Source organism: Pseudoxanthomonas sp. (genome assembly GCF_036845285.1).
GTDB lineage: Bacteria > Pseudomonadota > Gammaproteobacteria > Xanthomonadales > Xanthomonadaceae > Pseudoxanthomonas_A.
In genome coordinates, this window is the sequence record NZ_DAIUEE010000022.1 from 23,164 (window position 1) to 31,431 (window position 8,268).

Sequence of the window (8,268 nt, forward strand, 5' to 3'; positions counted from 1 at the left end):
GTCACTTGCCTCCTGCGGCTGTGGCGGTCTTCCAGTCGAGGGCCTGCTCCACCGCGGCGTCCTCGCCATGCAGCGACACCTTGACGCGCTGCGGCGTGAAGCCGGGCGGCAGCATCACGTTGCCGTCCAACTGCTGGAAGTAACGAAAGGAATAGGCCTGCGCCGGCGCGCTGCGCTGCTGATGCAGTTCGTCCCACTGCACGGCGGCCAGCTTGCCCTCGCGCACGCCTTCGACGGTGAAGCGCATCTGTCCCTGGCTGATCGCGCCCCGGTTCATCGTCTGCGTCAACATGATCTGGTAACGCCACGTACCACCGGCTTCGGGCGCGAACTCGGCCACGTGCACCGTCAGGCCCTTGCGCTGGCTGGTCGACCCCACGAGGCGCTCGTAGAAAGCGATGTCGGCACGCAGCGCGGCAATCTCTTCGTCGCGCTCGGCCAACGCCTCCTGGACCTCGGCATTGGCGGCGCGGCTGATCTGGTCGGAACGGGCGAGCGTCGATTCGCGCTGCCGCAGGGTGCGCAGTTCGCCCTGCACGCCTTCGACGTCGCGTTGCGCCTGTGCACGAGCGCGCTCGGCCTGCACCAGGCGCGGCGCGGCCGTGTAACTGGCGGCGAACCAGATCGCCGCCACGCTGGCGAGCCATGCGAGACCCAGCAGCAGCGGGGTGCCACGGCGGCGCACGGCGGCGTCTCGCGGCACGATGCGGAAGCGGGATGGCGCGGGTGCGGGCATGGCAGACAAGCGGCGGGCGGCACTCAGCCGGCAGCCAGACGGGACCCCTATACTCGCCGCAGTGGCGCAAGCCCTCGAGTCTAACGGGAGTGGCCGGGATGTCCGAAGCGCATCTTTTCGTAATTGGGATCCTGTTGGCATGGATGGCCGGGATTCGCGTCTACCTCACCGTTTTCGGCGTCGGCCTGGCCGGTGCGCTCGGCTGGCTCGACCTGCCGCCCGCCCTGCAGGCCACCGAATCGTGGTGGGTGCTGGGTACGTCCGGCGCGCTGGCGCTGACCGAATTCTTCGCCGACAAGATTCCCGGCGTGGATTCCGGCTGGGACCTGCTGCAGACGCTGGCACGCGTGCCGGCCGGCGCCTTCCTCGCCGCCGCGACGCTGTCGCCGGACGGACAGCTCAGTGGTGGCGTGCTGGCCGCCGGCGCCGGTGTGGCCCTGACCAGCCACGTGCTGAAGAGCGGCTCCCGCGCCCTGATGAACACCTCGCCGGAACCGGTCAGCAACTGGGCCGCGTCCATCACCGAAGACGCCGTGGTGGTCGGTGGCCTGGCGTTGGCCTTCGCGCACCCCTGGATTGCGTTGTTCCTGGTGATCGGTGCGTCGCTGCTGATCGCCATTGCCGTGTGGTGGGTCTGGCGCAAGGTGTCGCGTGGCGTGAAGCGCCTGCTGCAGCCGTCGCCGACGGTGCATGCGCCGCCCCCGGCCTCCGGCCCGTGACAGGCGTCGGTGCATCAGGGATCATGGATCTGCCTCGGCCGTGAACTTCATCGCATAATGGGGCTCAGCTTGGGGAAGCCTGATGTCCACGCTCGATCCCACATCCCGTCCGCAGGATGAGCCTTTACGCTCGCGCCTGCGGGCCGAAACACCACCGGCGCACCACTGGCGCCGCTGGGTGGACGATGCCGCCCCCGAGGACGCGGCGGATGCACCCGCAGCCGGAGAGCCCGTCCAGATGACCCAGCCCCCACCCCCTCCTGCCGCGCCACCCGCTGCACCGCTGGCCGCAGCACCGGCGCCCGACGTGCCGGTGGCGCCCGCGGAACCGGTCGACCCGGAATCCCCCTATCGCGTGCTGATCGTCGAGGACGACCGCGGCCAGGCGCTGTTCGCCCAGAGCGTGCTGCATGGCGCGGGCATGCAGGCCGACGTGCAGATGCAGTCCGATGGACTGCTCGACACGATGCGCCGCTTCCGCCCCGACCTGGTCCTGATGGACCTCCACATGCCCGGCAAGGACGGCATGTCGCTGACCATGTTGCTGCGGCAGCAGCCCGAATACCTGCACCTGCCCATCGTGTTCCTGACCGGCGACCCCGATCCGGAGCGCCAGTTCGAGGTCCTGGAAAGCGGCGCGGACGACTTCCTCAACAAGCCGATCCGCCCGCGGCACCTGATCGCCGCGGTGTCGAACCGCATCCAGCGCGCGCGCCAGCGCAACCAGGCCCTGCAGGCGCCCCGTCCGTCGGTGAATACCGACACCGGCCTGCCCACGCGCACCTTCGTGCTGCAGCAGCTCGCCGATTCGCTGCAGCGGCAATCCCGCGGCGGCGTGTTCTTCGTCGAGGTCAACAGTGCGCTCAGCCTGCGCGAACGCTATGGCTACGCAGTGTTCGAACACCTGATGAGCCAGGCCGGCCGGCAACTCGCAGCGGCGGCCTCACCGCATCCGGTGGCCCGGCTGAACGACAACAGCTTCCTGATGCTGGCCGACAGCGTCGACGAAGCGACCCTGGCCGCGCTGGCGCAGCAACTGCGCGACGGACTGGCCGGCCATGAGTTCCAGACCCGCCCCAACGAGATCCTCAAGCTGCGCGGCTCCGTGGGCTATACCGCGATGTCGCTCGGCTTTGCCGACGCCGGCAGCGCGCTGGAAGCCATCGAGCGCGCGGTGCTGCAGGCGCGGCTGAAGTCCGACAGCATGGCCGAGTATGTCCCGGCCGAAGTCGATGACGATGCACCGCGCATCTCGCTGGAAGACGGCCAGTTCGAACTGGCCTACCAGCCGATCGTCGCGGTGGCCGGCAGCGACCAGGCGCAGTACCAGGTGCTGCTGCGCATGCGCCAGCCCGATGGCTCGCTGCTGCCTGCATCGCAGGTCATCCCGGCGGCGGAACTGGCCGGCGGCATTGCGCAGATCGACCATTGGGTGCTGGAGCACGCCCTGTATGTGCTCGCCGAACGGCAGGCGGCCGGACCGTCGCTGCGCCTGTTCGTCTCGCAGTCGCCGCGCTCGCTGGCGCGCGAATCGCACGCGCCGTGGCTGCTCGATGCGCTGCGCGCACGCGGCATCGAGGGCACGTCGCTGGTCATCGACCTGCGCCTGGCCGATGCCCTCATCCACACCGTCACGCTGCGCCAGTTCTGCCAGCAGCTGATGCCCGCAGGCGTGCAGTTCTGCCTGAGCCAGTTCGAGCCGGGCGCCGAAGCCGATGCCCTGCTCACGCAGTTGCCGCTGGGCTTCGTGCGCGTCTCCAGCAAGTACGCCAGCGCGCATGCCGACCCGCTGCTGCGCGACCAGCTGCGCGGCATCATCGACAACGCCCATCGACAGGGGCTGCAGGTGATCGGACAGCAGATAGAGGATCCGCAGGCCGCGGCCGCCATGTGGATGGGCGGCGTCGACTTCATCCAGGGCAACCTGGTGCAGGCGGTCGGCAGCGAACTCGGCTTCGACTTCCACAACGCGGTGCTGTAACGGATGCCCTCGGCCGGTCGCACGCCGGTGATGCCCTGGGTCGCGGTGGCATGTGCCACCGCGTCGTTGACATCGCTGGGCCTGCATTGGGCCGGCGTCGCCGGTCCCTGGCTGCCGGTAGCCGTGGGCGGCGGCGGCGCGGGCCTGGTGGCCGCCATCGCGTCCGCCCTGAACGCGCGCACGGAGGTGCAGCGCCATGCCGGCATCCAGGCACGCGCGGCGATGGCCGAGTCCGAACGTGATGGCCTGCAGCGAGACCTGCAGCGCCATGACCGCCTCGAACAGGAACTGATGCGCGCCAAGCAGGCCGCAGAATCCGCCGCGATGGCCAAGGGCGAGTTCCTGGCAACGATGAGCCACGAGATCCGCACGCCGCTCAACGGCATCGTGCCGATGCTGGAGATGCTGTCGCGCGCGCCGCTTGCGGCCGACCAGCGCGAAATGCTGAGCACCGCGACCGCGTCGTCGCACCAGTTGCTGCGGATCGTCGACGACATCCTCGACTACTCCAAGCTCGAGGCCAACAAGCTCGACCTGGAAATCACCGGCTTCAACCTGCGCGAGTTGCTCGACGGGGTGCTGCAGCTGATGTACCGGCCGGCGGAAAACAAGGGGCTCCGGCTGAGCCTTCAGCTCGACCCGGCCGTGCGCCTGCCGGTGCGCGGCGACCCGGTGCGGCTGCGACAGGTGCTGACCAATCTCGTCGGCAACGCGATCAAGTTCACCGAACGCGGCACCGTCACGCTGGTGGTGCGCAGGCTGGGTGAAACCGCCGCGCAGCACCTGCTCCGTTTCGAGGTGCGCGACACCGGCATCGGCATCGAAGAAGACGCACGCCACCGCCTGTTCCATTCCTTCAGCCAGGCCGACGCATCGACCACGCGCCTGTACGGCGGCACCGGGCTGGGGCTGGCGATCTGCCGGCGCATCGTCGACCTGATGGGCGGCCGCATCGACGTGGTGTCGGAAATCGGCCGCGGCTCCACGTTCTGGTTCGAAGTGCCGCTGATGAAAGTCATCGGCGACCTGCGCCAGCGCGACAACGGCGCGCTGGACCATGGCCGCGTCCTGATCGTCTCGCCCGATGCACGCCTGCGCCAGCGCCTCACGCTGCTGGCCACCAACTGGGGCATGCAGCCGGTCGCCGTCGAAACCACGCAGGAAGCGCTGGACCGCCTGCGCCTGGTGAGCGAACAGGGCCACCAGGACTACCTGGCGGTCCTGGCCGACATCGGCGGCATCCGCAGCACCGCCCTGGCGCTGCATCGGGCCATCGCACGACGCGCGTCGCCCGACACGCTGCGATTGCTGTGGCTGTACGGCGACGAGACGGTACCGGCGGAACTGCATCCGCGCAGTACCCTGCTGTCGCGCCAGTCGCCCGACGCGGACCTCCGCGCCGCACTGACCGGCGCCTCGCCGGAGCCGGAACGCGAGAGCGATGGCACGCCGCTGGAAGAAATTTTCCCGGAGCCGTCCAGTTCTCCCGCGCCGGCCATCGATGGCGCGGCATCCGTACCGGATTCGGACGATCTCTTGCACGCGCAGGCGGCAGCCCCGTCCGCGCCGGCCGAGGAGGCCTTCGCAACGGAGCCGGAACCCGGGGTTGTCAGCGCGATGCGCACCGAGCCACGCCTGCTGCTGGTGGAGGACAATCCGGTCAACCTGCTGGTGGCGCAGAAGCTGCTGTCCGCCCTCGGCTTCAACTGCGAGACCGCCGCCAACGGCGACATCGCCCTCAAGCGCATGCAGGTGGAACACTTCGACCTGATCCTGATGGACTGCCAGATGCCGGTGCTGGATGGCTACGCCGCGACGCGACGCTGGCGCGAGCTTGAGGCGCAGCGCAGCGATGGCGGCCGCCTCCCGATCGTGGCGATGACGGCCAACGCCATGGCGGGCGATCGCCAGCGCTGCCTCGACGCAGGCATGGACGACTATCTGGCCAAGCCGGTCTCGCGCGAACAACTGGAAGGCTGCCTGCACCGATGGCTGCCGGACCGCATGAACTTCGTGCTGCGCAACGCAGCGCTGGTCAAGCCGGCGGAACCTGCCGCGCCCGCGCCGGCCGTGGCCACCGCCCGTGCGCCCGCGCCCAGTTTCCCGGTCCTGGACCAGACCATGCTTGAAGAACTGCGCGAGATCGCCGGCGATGAGACCACGCGCATCATCGCGATCTTCCTGGAGGACGCTCCGCGCCTGATCGGCACCCTGGAGAAGGCCGCCGCCGTGCCGGACCTGGACGCGATGCGCGATGCTGCGCATACGCTCAAGTCATCGAGCGCGAACGTCGGCGCGATGGCGTTGTCGGCCGCCGCCAAGCGTGTCGAGCTGGGCGCCCGCGCCCGCAAGCTGGAGCGCCCGGCCGTAGCCGTGGCGCTGGTCATCGCGGAATACGCGCGCGCGCGCATGGCGCTGCAGGGCTACGCCGCGCAGCAATTGGGTCGGCCGCTGCTTCCGTCCGCGTCGACCCAGGCCGCTCAGTCTTCGAGCTTGGTAAGCAGGTAATTCGGCTCGCCGATACGGTCGATCACCGACAGCTGCGTTTCCAGCCAATCGACGTGCTCTTCCTCGGAATCCAGGATGTGGGCGAACAACTGGCGGCTGACGTAGTCCGCCACCGACTCGCAGTACGCGATCGCTTCGCGCAGCAACGGCAGCGCCTCGCGCTCCAGCGTCAGGTCGCACTCGAGGATTTCACGCGGCGTTTCGCCGATACGCAACTTGCCCAGCGCCTGGAAGTTCGGTAGCCCATCGAGGAACAGGATCCGCTCCGACAGCTTGTCGGCATGCTTCATCTCGTCGATGGATTCCTTGTACTCGTGCTCGGCCAGCTCCTTGAAGCCCCAGTTCTTCAGCATCTTGGCGTGCAGGAAATACTGGTTGATCGCGGTCAGCTCGTTGTAGAGCGCCTTGTTGAGATATTCGATGACCTTGGCGTCGCCTTTCATGGCCATGCTCCGTGGGCGGAAGGACGGCAAAGGTTAGCCCGTACGCATGCCAGGTGACGGAACGCGAATCGTGATCATTCTGCGGCAAGCGTCTCCGCCGACAGGCGGCACGCGCGACGATCAGGCTGCGTGCGACAGCGTCAGGATCGGGAGGAGTGGCTTGCCGGGCGCCGGCTGCGCGGACTGCAGCACGTCCATCGCCATGTCCAGGCAGCTTCCACAATTGGCGCCGGCGCCGGTCCGCATCGTCAACTCGGCCACCGTCGTACATCCCGCAGCTGCGGCTTCGCGGATCTGGTGGTCAGTGATGCCGTTGCAGATGCAGACGTACACGGAGGCGGCAAGGAGGCGGCAGGCACGGGATGGCCCGACGCCATTCCACCTCGAATGAGAATGATTGTCAATTCTTGGCGGGTTCGCCGGCCCCGCCCCGTTTACGCGCGGGCCTGTCGCGATTTCGCCGCCGCGTCGCCTCGGGCGCCCGGGGGTCGGGCAGCTGCGGCGGAATCGCCTGTGCCCCGGCAATGCTCCGGGCGAACGTGGCCAGATGCCCAAGCGCGCTGGCATACACGCGCCGCTTGAAGATCACCACATGCTCCAGCGGGTACCAGAAGTCCACCCATCGCCAGTGGTCGAACTCCGGACTCTCGGTCAGGTCCAGCCGCAGGTGCGCCTCGTCACCGACCAGGCGCAGCAGGAACCAGACTTGTTTCTGCCCGATGCAAACCTGCCGCTCGTTGCGCCTGATCGCCCGAGGGGGCAGCCGATAGCGCAGCCAGCCGGGCGTCACACCCAGAACTTCTACATGTTCTGGCAACAAGCCGGTTTCTTCGCGCAACTCGCGATACATGGCCTCGACGGGCGTCTCGTCCGTGTTCATGCCGCCTTGCGGGAACTGCCAGCCATCCCGGCGCACACGTCGCGCCCAGAACACCCGGCCATCCGGCCGCATCAACACGATGCCGACGTTGGGTCGGTAGCCGTCCGGATCGATCACGATGCGGACTCCTGAAAATCTACTGTCCCGGACTCTGCCATGCCCTGCTGCAGGCGACAAGCGCATCGGCGCAGCTTGACAGGCGGGGGGTCGAAATGAAGAATACGCGGTTCACGCGGCTATGTAGCTCAGCCGGTTAGAGCACAGCACTCATAATGCTGGGGTCGGTGGTTCGAGTCCACCCATAGCCACCACGTGATAGTCCGAAGCAATCCAACGAAGGCCGGCAAGCCCACAAAAACCAAGGCTTCCGGCCTTTCTTGTGTCCATGGCGGTCCGGCGGAATCCATGGCAAGCCGACGGTAAGCGTCGGTAGCTTTGGCGGTAAGCGGTAGCCCACCCAAGTCGTTACCGTCAGAGAGCCTGGGGCATGCCGCTGACCGATACCGCCATTCGCAAAACGAAGCCTGAAAGTTGCGCGATGGTGGCGGCCTGTACCTGATCCTCAGGCCAGATGGCGCGAGATGGTGGCGACCCGATTACCGGTGCCCTCTTTCGGGAAAGCTAAACACCCTCAGCCCGGGCACCTACCCCGACACAGGCCTTGCAGGGGCGCGCGCTGAGCGGGATCGGACTCGCAAGCAATTTGCTGCAGGCATTGACCCCGGCGAGCACCGGAAGGCAGCGCAGACTGCTGGGGCCGAGCGGGCCGGCAACAGCCTGGAAGTCATGGCACGCGAATGGCTGGCCGTGAAGGCTCATGGCTGGACCGAAAGCCATCATGCGAAGCAAAGGGTGCGGCTCGAAGCCCATGGCTTTCCATGGGTCGGCAAAAAGCCCACTTCGGATGTCGGAGTGTCGGACCTGCGGCCGCTACCGAACCGTATGGTGGAGTTACCAGGATTTAGTGGACACCTGAGCGACGAGGCCGATGTGCCGCTTCG

General features: G+C 67.8%; 7 protein-coding genes, 1 tRNA gene and 1 pseudogene. 5 read left to right on the forward strand and 4 right to left on the reverse strand.

Annotated features, from left to right (window positions below; all coding sequences use genetic code 11):
* Window position 1 precedes the first annotated feature (1 nt).
* Entirely contained in the window at window positions 2-736 is a 735-nt protein-coding gene (locus V7060_RS17930; protein ID WP_334180573.1) for a DUF6776 family protein, read from the reverse strand.
* A 98-nt stretch (window positions 737-834) separates the two neighbouring features.
* On the opposite strand from V7060_RS17930, the gene V7060_RS17935 reads away from it, so the two are divergent.
* The 3 genes from V7060_RS17935 to V7060_RS17945 all read left to right on the forward strand — a co-directional run bounded on the left by V7060_RS17935 (window position 835) and on the right by V7060_RS17945 (window position 5,944).
* On the forward strand, window positions 835-1,455 hold the full coding sequence (locus tag V7060_RS17935; RefSeq protein WP_334180574.1) for a DUF4126 domain-containing protein: 621 nt from the start codon (window positions 835-837) through the stop codon (window positions 1,453-1,455).
* An 82-nt stretch (window positions 1,456-1,537) separates the two neighbouring features.
* On the forward strand, window positions 1,538-3,436 hold the full coding sequence (locus V7060_RS17940; RefSeq protein WP_334180575.1) for an EAL domain-containing protein: 1,899 nt from the start codon (window positions 1,538-1,540) through the stop codon (window positions 3,434-3,436).
* Between the two features lie 30 nt (window positions 3,437-3,466).
* Complete coding sequence (locus V7060_RS17945) at window positions 3,467-5,944, forward strand: ATP-binding protein (protein WP_334180581.1); 2,478 nt, start codon at window positions 3,467-3,469, stop codon at window positions 5,942-5,944.
* Here the strand turns inward: V7060_RS17945 and bfr are convergent.
* The 3 genes and pseudogenes from bfr to V7060_RS17960 form a co-directional block, all read right to left on the reverse strand.
* Window positions 5,917-6,387 (reverse strand): bacterioferritin, encoded by a 471-nt coding sequence (gene bfr / locus V7060_RS17950; protein ID WP_334180576.1) that lies wholly within the window; start codon window positions 6,385-6,387, stop codon window positions 5,917-5,919. The two genes, V7060_RS17945 and bfr, sit on opposite strands and share 28 nt — an antisense overlap.
* Before the next feature lie 120 nt (window positions 6,388-6,507).
* On the reverse strand, window positions 6,508-6,720 hold the full coding sequence (locus V7060_RS17955) for a bacterioferritin-associated ferredoxin (RefSeq protein WP_334180577.1): 213 nt from the start codon (window positions 6,718-6,720) through the stop codon (window positions 6,508-6,510).
* 169 nt (window positions 6,721-6,889) lie between these two features.
* Window positions 6,890-7,384 (reverse strand): annotated as a pseudogene (locus V7060_RS17960) (RNA pyrophosphohydrolase); the annotation flags it as partial.
* A gap of 117 nt (window positions 7,385-7,501) precedes the next feature.
* Between V7060_RS17960 and V7060_RS17965 the strand changes: the two are divergent.
* Window positions 7,502-7,578: transfer RNA gene (locus tag V7060_RS17965), tRNA-Met, on the forward strand.
* A gap of 220 nt (window positions 7,579-7,798) precedes the next feature.
* Window positions 7,799-8,268, forward strand: a 470-nt coding sequence (locus V7060_RS17970) for an integrase arm-type DNA-binding domain-containing protein (protein ID WP_334180578.1), incomplete at its 3' end; no start/stop codon positions are given.

Bases quoted from the DNA above. Each gene is read 5' to 3' on its own strand.
- V7060_RS17935 (WP_334180574.1), top strand. From the start codon at position 835: ATGTCCGAAGCGCATCTTTTCGTAATTGGGATCCTGTTGGCATGGATG.
- V7060_RS17945 (WP_334180581.1), top strand. From the start codon at position 3,467: ATGCCCTGGGTCGCGGTGGCATGTGCCACCGCGTCGTTGACATCGCTG.
- V7060_RS17940 (WP_334180575.1), top strand. From the start codon at position 1,538: ATGTCCACGCTCGATCCCACATCCCGTCCGCAGGATGAGCCTTTACGC.
- V7060_RS17930 (WP_334180573.1), bottom strand. From the start codon at position 736: ATGCCCGCACCCGCGCCATCCCGCTTCCGCATCGTGCCGCGAGACGCC.
- bfr (WP_334180576.1), bottom strand. From the start codon at position 6,387: ATGAAAGGCGACGCCAAGGTCATCGAATATCTCAACAAGGCGCTCTAC.